The sequence below is a fragment of the Paenibacillus sp. MAEPY2 genome, from assembly GCF_000499205.1.
GTDB classification, from domain to species: domain Bacteria; phylum Bacillota; class Bacilli; order Paenibacillales; family Paenibacillaceae; genus Paenibacillus; species Paenibacillus vandeheii.
This window is the reverse complement of sequence record NZ_AWUK01000025.1, coordinates 1-17,305: the sequence shown is the minus strand read 5'-3', so window position 1 is coordinate 17,305 and position 17,305 is coordinate 1. Positions and strand designations below refer to the sequence as shown.

13 protein-coding genes and 1 riboswitch are annotated in these 17,305 nt (G+C 45.9%); of the genes, 6 read left to right on the top strand and 7 right to left on the bottom strand.

The features are described from left to right. Positions 1-184 precede the first annotated feature (184 nt). The 5 genes from P364_RS0118925 to P364_RS0118905 all read right to left on the bottom strand — a co-directional run bounded on the left by P364_RS0118925 (position 185) and on the right by P364_RS0118905 (position 6,681). Positions 185-1,117, bottom strand: coding sequence for a tyrosine-type recombinase/integrase (locus P364_RS0118925; RefSeq protein ID WP_024631651.1), 933 nt, complete (start codon positions 1,115-1,117; stop codon positions 185-187). A gap of 27 nt (positions 1,118-1,144) precedes the next feature. After that, positions 1,145-2,218 (bottom strand): hypothetical protein, encoded by a 1,074-nt coding sequence (locus tag P364_RS0118920; RefSeq protein ID WP_024631650.1) that lies wholly within the window; start codon positions 2,216-2,218, stop codon positions 1,145-1,147. A gap of 324 nt (positions 2,219-2,542) precedes the next feature. Next, positions 2,543-3,982: an amino acid permease gene (locus P364_RS0118915; RefSeq protein ID WP_024631649.1), complete on the bottom strand. Its 1,440-nt coding sequence runs from the start codon at positions 3,980-3,982 to the stop codon at positions 2,543-2,545. A gap of 544 nt (positions 3,983-4,526) precedes the next feature. Beyond that, entirely contained in the window at positions 4,527-5,903 is a 1,377-nt protein-coding gene (locus tag P364_RS0118910; RefSeq protein WP_029881098.1) for an amidohydrolase family protein, read from the bottom strand. 217 nt (positions 5,904-6,120) lie between these two features. After that, on the bottom strand, positions 6,121-6,681 hold the full coding sequence (locus P364_RS0118905) for a CGNR zinc finger domain-containing protein (RefSeq protein WP_024631647.1): 561 nt from the start codon (positions 6,679-6,681) through the stop codon (positions 6,121-6,123). Positions 6,682-6,816: 135 nt separating this feature from the next. Here P364_RS0118905 and P364_RS0118900 point away from each other — a divergent pair, with 135 nt between their 5' ends. The 6 genes from P364_RS0118900 (at position 6,817) to P364_RS0118875 (ending at position 12,668) form a co-directional block, all read left to right on the top strand. Continuing rightward, complete coding sequence (locus tag P364_RS0118900; RefSeq protein ID WP_024631646.1) at positions 6,817-7,314, top strand: DinB family protein; 498 nt, start codon at positions 6,817-6,819, stop codon at positions 7,312-7,314. Positions 7,315-7,396: 82 nt separating this feature from the next. Next, positions 7,397-7,549, top strand: a riboswitch (FMN riboswitch). A gap of 144 nt (positions 7,550-7,693) precedes the next feature. Beyond that, a complete protein-coding gene (locus P364_RS0118895) occupies positions 7,694-8,674 on the top strand; it encodes a DMT family transporter (protein WP_024631645.1) in 981 nt (326 codons plus the stop codon). Between the two features lie 138 nt (positions 8,675-8,812). Next, a complete protein-coding gene (locus P364_RS0118890) occupies positions 8,813-10,318 on the top strand; it encodes an amidase (protein WP_024631644.1) in 1,506 nt (501 codons plus the stop codon). Positions 10,319-10,454: 136 nt separating this feature from the next. Beyond that, the gene (locus P364_RS0118885) at positions 10,455-11,072 is read left to right on the top strand and encodes a DUF1989 domain-containing protein (protein ID WP_024631643.1); all 618 of its coding nucleotides are present in this window, start codon (positions 10,455-10,457) and stop codon (positions 11,070-11,072) included. 124 nt (positions 11,073-11,196) lie between these two features. Beyond that, the gene (locus tag P364_RS0118880; RefSeq protein WP_024631642.1) at positions 11,197-11,823 is read left to right on the top strand and encodes a LysE family transporter; all 627 of its coding nucleotides are present in this window, start codon (positions 11,197-11,199) and stop codon (positions 11,821-11,823) included. Positions 11,824-11,906: 83 nt separating this feature from the next. Beyond that, positions 11,907-12,668 (top strand): YqcI/YcgG family protein, encoded by a 762-nt coding sequence (locus P364_RS0118875; protein WP_024631641.1) that lies wholly within the window; start codon positions 11,907-11,909, stop codon positions 12,666-12,668. Positions 12,669-12,772: 104 nt separating this feature from the next. On the opposite strand, the gene P364_RS0118870 is transcribed toward P364_RS0118875, so the two are convergent. Continuing rightward, on the bottom strand, positions 12,773-14,104 hold the full coding sequence (locus P364_RS0118870; protein WP_024631640.1) for an amino acid permease: 1,332 nt from the start codon (positions 14,102-14,104) through the stop codon (positions 12,773-12,775). 223 nt (positions 14,105-14,327) lie between these two features. Then, a complete protein-coding gene (locus P364_RS0118865) occupies positions 14,328-17,177 on the bottom strand; it encodes a glycoside hydrolase family 2 TIM barrel-domain containing protein (protein ID WP_024631639.1) in 2,850 nt (949 codons plus the stop codon). Between the last annotated feature and the right edge of the window lie 128 nt (positions 17,178-17,305).

The following is a 17,305-nucleotide window of genomic DNA, read 5'->3' as shown; positions in this document are numbered from 1 at the left end:
GATAACGGAGAGGACAGAAATAACCTGAAGAAGCGGAGCGTTCGCCTTTATCCCTGGATTTCCCCCTTTATATAAGGGATTCAAAAAAATCTAGGGATAACAGCGATCGGAAGGTTGTTCTGTCATCGGAGTGGCAAGTGTAAATATTCTTTAGTTCAATATATATATAAACGAAGCTTACCTTTTACATATCAGCCACAAATGCAGGAAGTTTGACATCCAGCAAGGCCATCGCTTGCTCCTTCTCGCGGCTGGTTACATGAGTATATACCGTAGTGGTCTGAATGGAGGAATGTCCCAGCAGCTCCTGCACCGTTCGCAAGTCTGCTCCGCGTCTAAGCATCATGGTTGCGAATGAGTGACGCAGTTTGTGACTGGAATAGTTTATACGCTGATTGGAGGCGGATTCCTGCTGAAAACGTTCAAAGGTTTCAGTTGATATGAGCTGAATACTGCGAATCGACAACCGTTTCCCTTTTTGCGAGACGAACAATGCTTCTTCCTTCGCCCGCCACGGATCCAGGCGCTCCTGAAGAGCTTGGGATAACAGCTCAGCAACCGTCTCAGGCACCGGGAGTGTACGCCATTTCCGACCCTTACCGAACACATCCAGCGTACGCCGTTCCACATTATAGTCTTTGCAATTCAAGGCATGTACCTCTCCGACCCGCAATCCCATGTATCCCATTAACAGAAAAATAGCCAGATTTCGTGTACGGTACTTTCCCTCGACCGATTGCAAAAATCGTTCCAAACCGTTTTCGTCAAGAAAGACGGGGGCACGGTTTTGCTCGGTTTTGGACTTCTTGATCCCGAAAGCGGGGTTATTGGTCACCAATTCAAGTTCAATTAATGACTTATAAAAACAGTTCACAGCTGCGTGTTTCCGATTCCGCGTCGAATCACTCACCCCGCGTTCCCGAGCTCGGGACAAAAAGGATAACACATGAAGCTTTTTAACCTGTTCCAGTGACTTTCCATTAATAGAGACGAGAAATTCAGCAACGTCACCAGTGTATGATTTTACCGTATGTTCCGTGTACCCTGCATCTTTCATCCATATGTGAAAAGCTTCAAGCTCATCGGCGTATTGCTCCTGAATCTCTTCGGTCAACATCTATGTTCGTCACCACACTTCTATTTATTAGTCTACAATTACGACATCGATTAGTGGGATAATCGCCTCGGGCTGTCCTTTACTACGAGTGAGTACAAATGAAGGCAATGGATTTTCATGCAGTCCATTCACGGATTCACAGATCTGAACATACAGATCCATACGCAGCGTCTCTCCTTCACCCGCAACCTCGATTACAGGCCATTCTTTCTTTGAACAGGATGACCAATCAGCCAATTCGTTCACGGGCACGATGCTTAATTGTTTACTTTCGGGATGCACACGGTATATTCCCGTGGTCTGAGGTTCATCACCCAGCTTGTCTATCGAAAGTTTGGCTCTGGAATCTTCATCCGGGGCCGAAAAAATTGAATAACACCATGGCGTAGCTCCCCAGACAATCGCCATTAGACCTTCTTCCAGCAAGGTGTCCGAAAGGTCGCCCTCACCGAATTGTTCAATCAGATTATGGTTTCCAGATCCGATCAGCTCTTCTACACGCTTCTCCATACGAGGCAGATCTGCGAGAATGAAGCCACCACTTCCGTAGGAGTCAAATATATGATTCTCCCGTGTCCATACAGCTTCCGGTGCTGTACTCATCTGCACAGCTTCAGCTTGAAACAGACAGATCGCTACGGTTACGACCTGAGCATATTTCACCATGGCATGCTGTTCCGGCTCCAGCTGTCCCTCTGCAATACGTGGTGTTTTGATGTGCAAGGAAATTCGCAGTTCGTATTCTCCTTCTGCAAAATCAGCCCAATTCAATATGATCGGATGATCTATTCCTTCAATAGGAGCGAGTGAACATGTACTGTTTGGTCCCAAGGCAACCGTATATTGTACAAACCCCAGCTCTTCTCCATATACGATAATGGCATCTTTTCGATCCAGCGGTGTCTCCATATGTTGCGCAACAACCGACACTTTGCGTCCATCCTTCAAACGGCGCTGCGGATCAATTTCCAACTGAAATTCGTTCTTGTCTTCTGGATGTGAAATGATTAGCTTTGTTTCAGCAAGCACGGATGAGTCAGCCAAAGCAAAGCCGAAATTCGAATTTCGGTGATACTGATTGATATGTAATGGTGTGTCCATGATACATCCCCTCTCCTGTGTCTGATGGCATGTCACACCCCCAAATATATGTCATATTTGGCCTGACCGCAACCCTGGTTCCGCTGACAAGAACAGATCTATCACGTTTTAGACACCCATAGCTCTCCCTATCCACCCTTGCTTTTTTTCGTAATGCATGAACTGCTTTTACAAAAAAAGCCCCATACCACGTCGCTTTGGCGACGCAGCATGAGACTAATTAGCTGACTACATTTAAATATAAAACCCAGTTTTGTAAATAAATTTAATAACTCATCACGATGTCTCAACGATGTTTCTACGATGTGGCTTAAGCTATGACTTCTACTTTCTTTTTGTTATTTTGAACGTGTCCGAAATTCGCCGTGCCGGATTCAAGTGACTGTGATGGCGACCGTAGGCAAAGTAAATGATTAAACCAATAATTAACCAGCCAAAGAACGTAATCCAGGTCAGAGCCGCAAGACGTGTCATGAGATACATACAGCCAACAGCGCTCAGTATAGGGATCAGTGGAACGAGAGGCACACGGAATCCTCTTTTCAGTTCCGGGTTGTTTTTACGCAGCACGATAATGCCCAGACTCACAACCGCGAACGCAAACAGTGTTCCAATGTTGGTTAACTCCGCCAAGTGGCCAAGTGAGATGAAACCCGAGAATAAAGCGACGATGATCCCAGCAACCCAAGTTCCCATAGCAGGAGTTTGGCTTTTGCCACTGACTTTGGAGAATACCGGAGACAACAGACCGTCCCGTGACATGGAATAAAGCAAACGTGTCTGACCATACATCATAACAAGTAATACAGTGGTAATCCCTGTAATGGCCCCAAGTGAAACAATCCATGACAATCCTTTCAATTGAACAAATTCAAAGGCAAAGGCAACCGGATCACTCACATTCAGCATGTGATAAGGTACAATCCCTGTCAGAATCAAAGATACAACAATGTAGAGGACGGTACAGATCGCAAGGGACGCGATAATACCGATGGGCAAGTCGCGTTGTGGACGTTTCACTTCTTCAGCGGCTGTAGAGACAGCATCGAAACCGATATAAGCAAAAAACACTGTTGCCGCCCCTGCGGTTACCCCTGACATTCCAAACGGAAGGAACGGCTGCCAGTTATCCGGCTCGACATAGAATACACCCACACCGATAAAGATCAACACCACGATAATTTTAATCGCTACCATGATTCCATTGGCACGTGCAGCCTCTTTTACGCCTCGGGTGAGCAGGAATGTAATGATTAACGTAATCATCGCTGCGGTGATGTCAAAATAGGTTCCCTTTGCCGGATTAAATGCACTGGTGAGCGCATGGGGTAATTCCAATCCGAATCCGGACAATAACGTTTGAAAATATCCTGACCAACCACTGGCCACAGCCGCACTCGCAAATCCATATTCCAGAATAAGATCCCATCCGAGAATCCAGGCGATGACTTCACCAAAAGCGGTGTAGCTATATGTATACGCACTTCCCGAAGCAGGCACACTGGATGCGAACTCGGAGTAACACAATGCAGCGAAGGCGCAGATTATACCTGCCAGCAGAAAAGACAGTACCAAACCGGGACCTGCATATGTTGCAGCAGCAACACCTGTTAATACAAAGATTCCTGTACCGATAATCGCACCTACCCCGAGAGTCATCAGATCTAGGGGGCCCAGTACCCTTTTCAAAATGTTGCTTTCGTTATCACCGGTGGCAATCGGCTTTTTTCTAAATAGGGAAGATCGATTCTGGTTTTGATTCATACACTGTTTCCTCTCGTATTGAAAAATGATAAATGTGTCTCTTTACTTCAGATATTTTTGTTGGGTTCATCTGTTCTATGAAAAAGTCGTTTGTTCTATCTTAACGACCAACTATAAAAAACTATCGATTTCTACACTTTGTCGCGTTGCTTTGTTAAATTTATTTTGAAATTATAGTATATTTTGCTCGTTACAGACGAAATTTATCATGATCTGTTGGACAGGGATGAATATGAAAATCGATTTAAAAGAAAACTGCGTATAATATAAATTATGCGCAGTTTTTTGAGGGTTCTTTTCTCAGCCTAAACATTGTTTGTTCGTTGTTAGATGTACTTATGAAAATGAAGGATTTTTTCGCCTTATTCCGCTGTCCATTCCTAGCTAACTTTGCGTGGTTTACAATAAACACGCAAGTTAAAGAGCCGCATATCCCTATGCGGCCCTTCGATTGAAACGCTATTAGATCTATTAGATAGATGAGAACATCTATTCTTTTCATTCCGTAACAGAATTTCTCTTTCACTCGCATGGAACACCAAACTTATGAAAATACAATTCGCTCTGCATCCGACATCCGATATTGAGATAGCAAATATTCCTTGCTTGCCAAAGCCTTCCGACGGACCTCATTCAGATCGACATGCAGCAGCTTGCCTTCGCGCTTCACCAAACGACCTGCTACGAACACTGTGTCCACATTGGATGGATTGGCAAATTGAACGACGGCTCCAACCGGATCATGCACCGGGAACAGGTTAAGGTCTGTGGTTCGGATCATAATCAGATCGGCTTCTTTACCTGGAGTAAGCGTGCCAATCTTCCGGTCCAGTCCCAGCGCCTTCGCCCCGGCAGAAGTTGCAAATCTCAGAACTTGACTGGATTGCAGATTAAGCTCACCAGGCATTTCACCCTGCAGTAAAAGCTGTTCATTCCCCCTGGAACGCTCTGCTTGAAGAGCAAATTTCATCTGGGAGAACATATCCCCACCCGTTGATGTTACAACATCGACACCAAGCGTTGGCGTTCCTCCGTTTTCAAGAAAGTAACCCGTTGCCGGATACCCATGCCCCATCATCATTTCCACTTCCGGTGTGACGGACAGTGAGGCACCGCTATCGGCCAGCATTTTATACTCATCCGTATCCATCGTATTTCCGTGTACAACGTTCAGACCCGGACTCAGTAAACCAGCTTCATACATTTTACTTATCGAACGATCTACAGATCCCCAGCTTCCAAAGCCAACATGCATCGAACATATCGCATCCAGCTCTTGCGCAAGCTGAATTTCCTTCACCGTGGTATCCCAATGGCTGAACTCCGGACCACGAATGGCAAGACCGAACGTCAGTAACTGATCCCGTGAAGAGAAATACTGTTCCTTGACCCTTCTCACATCATTCGAATAGGTTAGGTGGCTCTCTCTGTTCCAGTAGGGTGTCTCACCGGGTACGCCATGAGCGAAAACTGCCCGAATACCTGCATCCTGAAGTCCGTGAATCAGTTCATCCGTGTGCTCTGTTGAATACGGCATACTCCAGTCAAGCACCGTGGTTACGCCTGCATTAAGCGCTTCCAAAGAACCCAACAAATTGGCGATATAGCCGTCTTGTGGGCGGAGTTTGCTTCCCATTGCCCCATAGTAGAGGTTTTGCAGATAGACCGGCAATGACCAGTTGGTTCCCGCTGTTTTTACGAGCGACTCCCACACATGACGGTGCGTATCAACAAGTCCGGGAAGTATGATCATCTCCGAGGCATCTATCACTTCCGCTTCCATACAACTCAGATCGGGCTGGATGGCTGTAATAAGAGAATCCTCAATTAGAACATCTGCCCTCTTATACTGACCTACCGACGAATCCATAGACAATACACAACCGTTTTTCAGTAGATAACTTGCCCCCACAAGACACATCTCCAATCATTGTTTTTTGTTGGATATACGCTTGAATCCCGGATGTTGATCTCTGACTGACTGAATGACTAACTGAATAATCCACTAAATTATTTTAAGTACATATATATTATATAGCAGTAAATGGAAACATGCAATTTTGAATTCAAAGAAATCCCTTCGAATAATTCCCTGTCTTCCGCAAAGTTCAGCAAATGACACACTCTGTACATACGCCTTACTCTTTCTGCTGATCCACCTTCCGTTTTGCCCGAAATCTTCTAACTTTCATCAGGTTACCGCACATCTTGTCATCACAATATCTCTGGGTCCGACTGCGCGTATCATCATAAAAAAACCACCCGCAGTCCGAATTATCACAGATCCGAATCCTTCCTGCATCCCCTTCAACCACTGTGACGGCAAAATCAGCTGCGACCTCAGCCATAACCTGCTTCCAATGAAATTTTACAGGAACCAGCGAAAGTTTCAGTCCCTCTTCTCCAGAGTACAGCCTTCTGGTAACCTGACCTTCTCCCATCATGGCGTTAAGCCATTCCCGATCCTTGTCCGATAATGGGTTTCCGGCAGATAAACGAGTTGCAAGAGCCTGCAATTCGCCTCTGAAGCTTCTCAGTGTCCCCTCTTCTTCAGGAGGAGCAGGTATAGGTGCGTTCAGTTGCCATTGTTTAATGAATGCTTCCTGCCATTCGGTTTTGCCGAGCCTGTCCTCGGAACGATCTCCGCCACGCCAGTCATGATAATCACTGTTCACAAAATCGGTCCATAGTCTATTCATAGTACCTCCGCTAAATTGTAACCATTTAAATATAAAAAGATAGTTACATATATTCAAGTTTGGGTTATATTAATTGTAACCACTTTTAAGCACTTTAGCTAGTTACCATGAATTCATTTTAGGGAGGAAAAATTAATGACTACCTCAGCAACAGAACTATTGCTCATTCAGAAAGATGACACCTGGAACCAATGTAATTGGATTGTGCCTTTGTCCAAGGCGCTCGATGGGTTGACTGCCGAACAGGCAGCCTGGGTTCCATCAACCGGTGGATTAAGCATCTGGCAGTTGGTTAACCATATGTATTATTACAATTTTCGTTTGTTGAGTCGCATTCAGGGCACACCTCCTTCCGGTACACCTGCCGAAAACAATGAATCTACCTTCGGAGACTCCGGGGACCCTTCCGACGCCGCTGGCTGGAGTACGCTTATGCAAAATACAACACAATTAGCCGAGCAGCTTCGTGATCAGCTCGCTTCATTAGAGGATTCCGACCTCGAAGCCCCTTACATGGATACGAATGAAAAATGGGCACATGAACTTGCCCGCTGGATACTTCACGATGCCTATCATGCAGGTCAGATTGTATTACTACGCAGACAACAAGGAAGCTGGAATATCATATTCTAAAAAAACACTTGAACTGCTAGCGCTTACAGGAATAAGATGAACTTATTAATGTTACAGCTTGTTCAATACACATATAATTGAATAGGATCTTCGGGGTAGGGTGCAATTCCCAACCGGCGGTGATGTTCTTCGGAACCAGCCCGCGACTCGCTGTTTGACTCAACTTAGGTCATTCAGCGACTGACTTGGTGTGACTCCAAGGCCGACGGTACAGTCCGGATGAGAGAAGATCAACACATTGGCATGCCTTTACGGATAGGCTTCTTTCCGTATGACATGTCAATGATTGAGCCCCCGTTTATTTGGTGTATACCAAAACGGGGGCTTTTGTCGATTTTGCCAACTGAAGATTCCGTGTTCTGACGAAGGAGTCCTGAATATGGAAAAGACCCAATCTGCATCAACCGTTTACCGTAAGGAACGAAGCAATACCGGATTTTGGCTCGTCGTACTCGGAGCCGCCCTGTGGGGTGTAGATCCACTGTTTCGTATTATTTTGCTCAAAACGATGACCTCCACTCAGATTGTGCTGGTGGAACATATTATTGTCAGCCTTGTGGCGATTCCCGTCCTGTGGAAGTTCCGTGCTGATCTGAAAAACCTGCGCGCACATCACTGGATTGCCGTAATCTTTATCTCCTGGGGAGGATCTGCTCTCGCTACGGTATTATTTACTCTTGCGCTTACACATAACGATCCCAATACCGTCTTGTTATTGCAAAAGATGCAGCCGTTATTTGCCATTGTTCTGGCTAAGTTTCTCTTAAAAGAAACATTGCCACGCCGATTCGGTGGACTATTTATCATAGCACTTGCAGGAACCTACCTGCTAACGTTCGGATTCACCCTTCCACTTGGGAACTGGGACAACTGGGTTCATGCTGGCAGTCTGTTATCGTTGGGAGCCGCTGCCCTGTGGGGAGGCTCAACCGTTATGGGGCGGCTTATGCTGGGTCAAACCCGTTATGAAACGGTCACCTCCCTGCGCTTTGTCGTCGCCTTGCCACTGCTGATCTTCATGACGTGGAATGAAGGTGCTGCGTGGACATTCCCATCGGCTACAGGTGAACAGGCGGCTGTGGCACTCAATATTCTAGGCCAGGCATTGCTGCCAGGACTGCTGAGTCTTCTGTTATATTACAAAGGCCTCTCTTCCACCAAAGCTTCTGTTGCAACGCTTGCGGAACTGAGCTTCCCGATGGCTGGTGTGCTGGTAAACTGGATTGCATTCCGTACGCTAATTACATGGGAGCAGCTGGTTGGATTCATCCTCATCTGGATTACCTTGTTCGCTATCTCCAAACAACAGGAACGCTCAGCGAGTCCTGCTGACGCAGCACCCAAGATTCGTACGAATTAATTGAATTTCTTACAATATAATTAGTCAAGGCACTGCACATCCATTTAGATGTACAGTGCCTTTTGTCTTTTCACTATTCCGGTGGTACGATGACATATGGAATAGTAGATCAAGTCAATTTAGAGAGGAACGATCATCATGTCTCCATCTTCATCATTTTCATATACATCCTACGATGCCATAGGTTTGGCTGAATTGGTTCGCGCCAGGGAGATATCTCCGGTCGAATTGCTGGAAGCGGCATATGCTCGCTTGGAAGAAGTGAACCCGCAGCTTAACGCGGTTATTCGTACATATGAAACACGTGCACGTCAGGAAGCGGGGATGGTTCGCCCGGGAGAACAGCCCTTTGCAGGCGTGCCCTTGCTCTTAAAAGATATATCCCAATCCATGGAGGGTGAAATTCTCACCTCGGGTTCACGTCTTCTCCGTGAGCATCGTGCACAGCGGAATTCCAACTTCGTTTCCCGCCTGCGTGATGCAGGATTCATTATCATTGGTCATACCAACACGCCGGAATTCGGTCTGAAAAATATTACCGAGCCCCGTCTTCACGGGCCAAGTCGTAATCCATGGAATACCAATCACTCGCCAGGTGGTTCAAGTGGAGGTGCTGCTGCCGCAGTAGCCTCGGGTATTGTACCGCTTGCGGGAGCCAGTGATGGCGGCGGTTCAATCCGAATCCCTGCTTCATTCAGCGGATTGTTCGGACTCAAGCCTACACGTGGACGTACACCCGTAGGGCCGGGGGTCGGTCGTCAGTGGCAGGGTGCATCGATTGATTTTGCCCTATCCCGCTCTGTTCGCGACAGCTCTGCTTTACTGGATACACTGCAAGTCATTCAACCCGAGGCGGCATTTCATGCTCCCCTCTTTCCGGGAAGCTATTTGGCTGATATGAACTATCCTCATCAACGCAAACTGAAAGTCGCTTACACGACAGCTTCACCTGTAGGTACACCTGTGAGTGATGAAGCCAAAGAAGCGGTGTATAAGACGGTTCGCTGGCTGGAAGAACAAGGTCACGAAGTTGAAGAAAAACTGAGTCCGGTGAATGGTGTCAAATTGATGGAGAACTATTACATGATGAACAGCGGCGAAATGGCGGCGATGATTTCTTCCATGGAACGTTCAATGGGCAGAGTATTAACATCGGATGATATGGAGATCGAGTCCTGGGTTTTGGCCGAAGCCGGCAAAAAGGTTTCAGCTGCCGAATTCGTACATAGTCTGGCCGAATGGGATGTTGCCGCAGCCCAGATGTCCACCTTGTTTGAACGGTATGATTTTTATGTCACACCCGTCAATGCTTTTCCAGCACCCCAGATCGGAGAGCTGACGCCTCATGATGAACAGATTCAGTATCTGATGCGCATAAGCGATTTGGACAAGATCCAACAGCAGCAGTTGATTTACGAGATGTTTGAACCAAGTCTCACGTACACACCTTTCACACAGCTCGCAAATTTGACGGGTCAACCCGCCATGAGTGTTCCTGTACATCTGACTCCTGAAGGGCTGCCCATGGGTGTTCAAATTATGGCAACAAAAGGCCGTGAAGACTGGCTGCTTCACTTGGCGGGCCAGCTGGAGTCATCTGAACTCTGGGTCGGAATGAAAGGTAATCCACTTTTTCCTGTATAAAATTTAGTTTTTAACATTTTTGCAACAAATTCGAGATACTCAAATCCTTTAGAATCATCGTCTACATCACTCATAAAGTGCATGAAAGTAACTTCATTTCCGCATACTGAGTTTAAAAGCAATGGAGGAAATACGGATGAATTCTAAGGGTCTCTATAAGCAGTCCATTCATATTCCTGCCAAAACAGGCTATGCGCTTAGAGTAAAAAAAGGGTCACGGATACGTATAACCGATTTGGAGGGACAGCAGGTGGTTGATTTTGTTGCTTATGATGCGCAAAATATCAATAATCGGCTTGATCCTGGCGTTACACTCGATGTGTTACGCACTTACAGGATTAAACCGGGGCAATGTCTGTATTCCAACCGGTATGAACCTCTCATTTCCATTGTCGAAGAAACTGTAGGTATTCATGATTTTTTCAACTCGGCCTGTCGTCCGGAAATGTATGAGGTCTTGTATGATAAAAAAGATCATCCCAGTTGTTATCATAATCTGAATACGGCCTTGGAACCGTTCGGCATCGTTCCCCCGGATCAACATTATCCTTTCAACCTGTTTATGAATTCCGTTGTAGATGGCGAGGGGAAAATTGATGTTATCGCACCCGAATCGAGTGCTGGAGATTATGTCGAAATGGAAGCATTGATGGATCTGATCATTGGTTTGTCTGCTTGTCCATGCGAAGAGAGTGTGTGTAACGGTTACCATTGCACTCCTGTTCAACTCGATGTGGAATCTCCGAGCATTTAATGTACTGACATAATATGCTAACAGCTTGTTCTAATTGGCTCCAAACGGGAATACGATGACTTGTACCCATATGTGTGTGACTTACGGTACAATTCGTCTAGCCCGTTAAGGAGTGAACGCGTATATGTCTGTACTGTTTAGTTATATTATTCTGGGAATCTCACTATCAGCTCCGATTGGTCCGATTAATGCGGCTCAACTGGATCGCGGGGCCCGCCATGGATTCATGCATGCCTGGATTTTGGGTCTCGGAGCCATGTTTGCCGATTTGGTGTACATGCTCCTGATATATTTTGGCGTTGCCCATTTTTTGGACACGCCGTTTATGCGCTCTTTTCTTTGGTCTTTTGGCAGCTTTATTCTGGTGTATACCGGTGTGGAAACACTGTCCAAGATAAAAGACGGCATTCAGGCCTCTTCTACAGCAGAAGCGAAAGTTGGAAAATCCTTTGTCTCTGGCTTCCTGATGGCCTTATCCAATCCGCTGAATATTTTATTCTGGCTCGGAATTTACGGCTCTATTCTTGCTACAACCGTTAAGCATACCGATACGGCTCATCTGCTACTTTACAGCTCTGGAATATTCATAGGAATTCTTGTATGGGACGTCATCATGGCTGGCATGGCCAGTCGATTTCATAAACACAGCAACGAAGCCGTGTTGCGCTGGATCTCCATCATCTCAGGCATCTGCCTGATCGGATTTGGCCTATACTTCGGATATGAAGCTGTACGCTCCATCTTTTTCTGACATAAAAAAGACACTGGACAGTCACCCAACGCCATCCACATTAATACGTTAACGGTATCATGTGGAATGGAGTTGGGAAATTCATGGCAGAGCTGTACAGTGCCGATGAAATAAAACCATTATTTAAAGGTCTGCCCGAATGGCAGCAGGACGCTTATTCACAATTCGCCAATATGATAGCAGATGAGGGGAATACGTATCCATGTGTACCCGGACGGATGGGTTTTCTCTCCGGCCATCTGAGATACGGATTCACATGTGATCCGCGCACACCAGCTGCTGCTATGGACATGGCGGAATTACTTAGTCAATATGGACCTGTTTCTCGTAACACGGGACAATATGCTTCCTTGGTGGTCATTTGCGAGACACCGGATGATTTGAAAAACAACACAACGGTGGAACAGTATCAGTCCTTGTTCTGGGAAATGCTTAACCGGGTGAGCGCACTCGATGAGGCTGCTTGGCCTGAACATATTTCGACGGACCCGCATGAAGCCACGTGGGAATTCTGCTTTGGCGGGGAACCTTATTTTTGTTTCTGTGCCACTCCCGCGCACGAGCTTAGAGCCAGTAGGCACTTCCCTTATCTGATGTTTGCATTTCAACCACGGTGGGTGTTTGAATCCATTAATGACAACACACCTCTTGGCCGTAAAATGAAAACCTTGATTCGTAAACGCCTGGCAGCTTATGATGCCGTTCCGGCTCACCCATCACTCATGTGGTATGGACAGCAGGATAATCTGGAATGGAAACAATATTTCCTGCCCGATGACGAGCAGACCCCTTCCAAATGCCCGTTCCTGCGCATGAAGCAAGCCATTGGCAAGTTGACGAAATAGCTGAAACAAGGCACCTCAGTAAAGCCATTTCAAGAACCTATCACTTAGCAGATTGGCTAAGACGCAATGGAAGAGTTGTACCCAAGAAATCAAAACGTTGACGGTTAAGTGGATGTTGATGGTCGTGGTTTTCGTACTTTGTTTACAATGTAGGTAATCAAGGCAATCAATATAACAAGACCTATACTTGCCAGCAGACCTGTTCTGCTGGCTTTTTCCATGGCGGTCCCTGCTACTGCTGCAACAATAAGAATCATGGCGATCCACACTTTGACACGATTCCATTTCGTCGGTTTCATTTTCTTGATATATGTGATGCAAATCAGAAGCCAGGTATACATTAATACCAAGCTGCCTGCGGTAGTTATATATTCAAACAGGCTCTTAGGCATCCATAATGCCAATAGGGTAGAAAGTATTAATCCGGCAGCAGTGCATCCCAATGCATGAAGAGGCATGTTCTTTTTTCCCCATGTCTTCGTAAACATCTTCGGTGCATCTCCGTCTTCACCCAATTTAACCAACATGGACGTTATCGCATAAATTGAAGCAACCATCGTGGAGAACCCGGCTATAATCAAAATTCCGTTGAAAATATGAACCACGACCGTAAATCCAATCGATGACATCGCTTTGACAAGTGGACTCTCATCTGGTGTTAACTTCGCGGCGGGCACCAGCAGCAGAATTAAAGCAATCGCCACAACATATAGCGCACTGACGGTTAACAGCATGACTCGGCCTGACTTGACTGCATCCTTTGGTTCCTTCAGCTTGGCTGCCATCAAACCCATGATCTCAATCCCGGCAAAAGCAAAAAAGGCATAAATAAATCCGGTCCATAAGCCTTTTATTTTGTGAGGAAACCATTCATTAGTTATTTTCTGCGGGGTAATCTTCACATCTAACCAGCCCAGGCAAGCCGCTGCCGCAATCACAATAAAAGCAACCGTTGCAGCCAGCTTGATTACTGCGAGCACATTCTCGGTTTGGGTTAACCCTTTGGCTCCCAATGCGGCGATGAACAATCCAATGCATGCATATACCGCTACAAACGCCCATAATGGAAACTTGGGAAACCAAAATTGAGAGAACAACCCGAGTGCCGTTAATGAACTCCCCATAATCAGCATTTCGGAAGACCAATACATCCAGCCGCTTCCGAAACCGGCCCATGGCCCGAACGCTTCTCCGGCATAGGTTCGAAAAGCCCCTTCCTTCGGATCTTCTGCCGTCATCTGAGCCAATGCGCCAAATACAAAGTAAGTCCCGGCAGCAGCCAGCACCAAAAGGATAAGCACCGATAAACCGGCCCAATGAATAGCCAGACTTGTTCCAAGGAAAAAACCCGTTCCCAGCGTACATCCCGCTCCAAATAATGAAAGACTAATCCAGCTCAGTTTCTCTCCTTCTTTTCGATGCACGTGACTTTTCATATGTATCCTCCTTCTTGCGTTCACCATTACGATTTACATATGATGGAGGTTTTATGTCATCCTGGGAAAAACAAATAAAAGTGATGGCAATAGGTTTACATAACAATAATTCTGTTAAATTATTTAAGCGTCTGTAATTAAGGAAAACCCTTCAAACTGAAAAACAGCTTGAAGGGTTTTAATATTAGTTCCTGAGAACAGACTTTCGTTGATTATGGTGAATCTATTTTTTGCCCAACAACTGCTGCAGCTCTTCCAACCCTAACTTGGCTTTCGGATTAAACTCTTCACTTTTTACATATTGTGCTAGGCTGTAAAGTAATTGCCGCCCTTCCGCCTTGTTAATCAATTCATCATAATTTAGTGCCCCAACCAGCAGCTTCCCTTTTCCAACCTGGCATTCAAACAACAGACCCAGCTTATGATTACGTTCAAAATTATCGATGGTTTGAACGAAAGGCTGAACATTCGTGGATACCTCATCCAAAATTAGAGACCGTGAGTTCATAACGATATGCCACCAAGGGTAAGTAGAATGGGTCTCACTTGGAAAGTGCTTCAATGCCGGGTGCGAATTATCAATAAGCAAGCCTAGCGTACCGACGGGAACGGGCTTGTTCATGCTTTCCGAGATGGATCGGAACATCGGATAACACCAGAAATCGGTACAATATGTACCTTCGACTGAACTATCGTTAACTTCCAATGTTGGAAGCAGCAGCACGCTCTCGCCTTTTTCCAGTAAATTAATAACTTCATCGGACAATTCCTTATAAATAGGGTCATGCTCCATAGCTGTCACATCATGATCAGGGTACACCCAAAGTTCATATTGTTTCCGGATATCGGTACCCGGAATATACAGGGATAGAACGATGGACGTCATCTTTTTCACAGCAGGGAGCTTGAGCTTTATTGGGCTTATCTCAAACCAAGTTTCTCCAGCAATAAAGGGAATCTCTTCTGTTCCTGATGTAATCAGATGATCCGAATTCCGCATCTCCCACTCCACGGTATGACCTTTTAATGATTGTGATCGGAAGTACCTTAATTGAATGCGGGCATTAAAATCTTCTCCCGAAGTGTAGTTGTATTTCTCGAATCGAGCCAGAAGTACGGCATCGGAGCAAAATGTTCTCCACTCCTCGGGCGTAACCAATCCTTTGGAATCCATGAAAGCATCCAAAATGCCTACCAGTGCTGTCCCCTGTCCACTAAAGTCCTGAAGATCCAGCAATTGAAACCCTGCCAGATGATTGGATCGAAATGCCGCTTCAAGCTCTTCCTTATAACAGGCTACAGCATGCTTGCCAGAGCTTTGGAAAAATGGTTCAGCCAGATGTGCCATTCCTTTGGCTTGCAATCGCTCACGAAACACCTCGAAATTTTTTGCCTTCAGCGACCCGGTGTACTTCTCGATCTCTTCGTAGTTGGGGTACATGGCATATTGTCCAATTTCATGGGATATGACGGGTAGTTGTGGAATAAGCTGTTGTTCAGCCGACGCGGCTTTCACGGTCTTCGCTTCCGTACCATATTGAATCTGAATTTCCGATTCATCTGCTTGAATTCCCTCTTTTTCCGAAGCCGTCCCATCCGGCAAGATCATGTCGTCGTAATCCTTCAGGGTACCAGGCACATCAGTTTGCACATGACCCAACGGGGCATCACACATGGCATAGGACCCGCGGAAAAGTCTATCTTTGGAGAATCGTACGCCACAGTAAAAGTCTTCTTCCTCCAGAATAAGCGGAGTGAACTGAAAATTGTTTGAACCCTGGGTGTACAGATGGCGTGGATCAAATGCTTTATATGCTTTTAGAATGGCATTGAGTCTTTCTTTACTGCCCCAAAGTTCATTACCGAGTGACATCATTACAAAAGAAGGATGATTCCCATACGCCCTCAGCATGGCGAAGCCTTCACGAATGAGATAGTCCTGTTCAGCCTGATTATGCTGTGGATCAAGTTCATCCGTAATCGTACCCCAGAATGGAAGCTCAGGCTCCATGTAGATACCAAGTATATCTGCAGCAGTAAACGCTGCCTCAGGCGGACAACAGGTATGGAAACGATAATGATTTATGCCATATGATTTGGAAATGCTCAGGATTCGTAGCCACTCTTCCACATCGGTTGGCGCGTAACCCGTAAGCGGGAATATGAGACCATCATGTTTTCCACGAAGAAAGGTCTTTTGGCCGTTAATGGTAAAAGCGTCTCCCTTGGCTTCAAAATTTCGTAGTCCTGTTACGATTTCAGTTGTATCCAGCACCTCTCCTTGTTCCCCTAACAGAGTGAGGGTCAGCACATAGAGATTGGGGTCCGAATCACTCCAGAGCAATGCGTCGTCACCCATCTTGTAGAGCACATTAACCTCATTCTGGTTGCATGGATAGGTTTGCTCAATCACCACATGATTTTTGTCTGAAGGCACATATCCATGAGCCTCTTTTAAAAGGGGATTGAAGGTTTGCGCAGTAACGGACAGTACCGTACCTGGTATGGATTGAGACAATGTACTTGTGATTCTGAATGTTCGCTCTTTAGCATTGGGATAGATCTGTACCTCACCCAAGTGCAGCTCGTGGTAAAAATGAAGCTCCAGCTTCCCGGTAATTCCGTTCCAGTTGGTTTGAGTATCGACGGATGTAAGATGACCGCCTTTCGTCGGATAGTCCGTATTATCCACCCGGATGGTGAGGGTGTGTTTTCCCTCGGCAAGCCCTTCAGGCAAGCTATACACATGAGGGGTGTTGAGACTATCCTGTGCTCCATACTCTTCAGCATCAACCCACAACTTGGTTATACGCGTGCGTTCCAGATACAAATCGCATTTCTTGCCAGCAAGCGCTGCGGGTATATCAATCTCCCGTTTCAGCCAAATCCAGCCTTCATATGAATATTCATCGGTCAAAGACCCGATGTGAGCCGCATCACTCTTTCTTCCTTTACGTGCATGAGAGGTCGTATTCGGCAGTGTTATGGTGTCGTCAAATGGGCCTAGAACGCCTTGTTTATGTTCATCCAGTTGAAGCTCCCAGCTTCCCTGCACGTTAATTCTGGTTAACATGATTTCAACTCCTCTATGAATTGATGTATGTAATCTTTTCTTCTGGCTCTATGTTTCAATAAATAGAAGTCCCAAAATTAATAGTACGTATTCCTATTATATAACTGTAATCTTAGTCCACCCATATA